Genomic DNA, 640 nt, shown 5'->3' with positions numbered 1-640 from the left:
AACGAATGACAACAAAGTCATTTTAAGCGGTACGATTGATCGTAACTTAAGTGTAGGCGAGTACATTCGTGTGAGCTTAGACGGTGGTGTGAGCTACTTACGTGCCACGGTTAACCCAGATGGTAAAGGTTGGACCTTGAACTTGACGAGTAACACGCTGCTTGATGGCACATATACCATCAAAGCGCAAATCGTTAACCAGTTTGGTACACCGGGTGCAGAGCATGAGCGCGAGTTAACGGTTGATACTCAAGTGACTGAAGCCACTATCTCAATTGAAGGGATAAGCACAGACACCAACATAGATAACGACTTTAACACAGCGGATAATACGCTGATCTTTAATGGACGTGTTTCAACAGAGTTGGCGGTTGATGAGTTTGTCGAAATCAGTTTAGATGGCGGTCTGACTTGGAGACGAGCTACGGTTGAGGGTAGAAATTGGACTTATGACAACACCAGTGAATTCTTGGCGGATAAACTTGATGGTTATGATGTGAAAGTGCGTGTGATTGATGAAGCGGGTAACATCTCAGGTCAGGCATCGCAAAATGTGATAGTCAATAAAGAGCCACCGGTGGGCAATGTCTCTGTTGATCCAATCGCAACATTAGATACCACACCGACAGTGACGGGTAGC

At 45.5% G+C, this 640-nt stretch carries 1 protein-coding gene; it reads left to right on the top strand.

Annotation, left to right across the window (positions count from 1 at the left end):
• Positions 1-640, top strand: a 640-nt coding sequence (locus tag ACFFIT_RS05460) for a hypothetical protein (RefSeq protein WP_385876644.1), incomplete at both ends; no start/stop codon positions are given.

This window comes from Thorsellia kenyensis (genome assembly GCF_042432445.1).
GTDB classification, from domain to species: Bacteria; Pseudomonadota; Gammaproteobacteria; order Enterobacterales; family Thorselliaceae; genus Thorsellia; species Thorsellia kenyensis.
The sequence above is the reverse complement of the archived record's forward strand: the minus strand, read 5'-3'. Positions and strand labels throughout refer to the sequence as shown.